Consider the following 470-nt stretch of genomic DNA (forward strand, 5'->3'; position numbering starts at 1 on the left):
TCCCTCGATCCTGAACTTGTCGTTGGCCAGGTACAACGCATCGCGGCAGCGCCCCTTTTTCTTGAATGCCGGAGGATACGCCTGCTTTCCTGAGCGGCGCTGCTCGAAGTAGCGGGTCCAGGCCCTGGCGAGGTTCGAAAAGGGCTGGGCATGCGCGTCGCGATGGATGGTGCGCAGCCAGGGCTGGCCGTTCTCGTCAAGCCAGGCCGGGTCCGAGTACTTGATCCTGTTGAACTGCTTCTTTAGCGCCATCGCGTTCGGCTTGCCGCCAGCGGCGGCCTGGCGCTGCCATTCGGCGAGGGCCCAGTTCCATACCCGGCGGGCGGTGCCGGCCGCGCGCGCGAAATAGCCACGCTGCTCAAGCGTGGGATGGATCTTGATCCGGTGCGCCAGCAGCATGGTGATTCTCCAGCGCCGCGCGCAGCTGACGGCGGTAGTTGCGCAGCCCGTACAGGCGGCTCGAGAAGCAA

General features: G+C 65.5%; 1 protein-coding gene. It reads right to left on the reverse strand.

Annotated elements, in window-relative coordinates:
* Positions 1 to 399, reverse strand: a 399-nt coding sequence (locus NX780_RS25120; RefSeq protein ID WP_258830619.1) for a helix-turn-helix domain-containing protein, incomplete at its 3' end; no start/stop codon positions are given.
* Positions 400 to 470 lie beyond the last annotated feature (71 nt).

The sequence above is a fragment of the Massilia agri genome (assembly GCF_024753255.1).
GTDB lineage: Bacteria > Pseudomonadota > Gammaproteobacteria > Burkholderiales > Burkholderiaceae_D > Telluria > Telluria agri.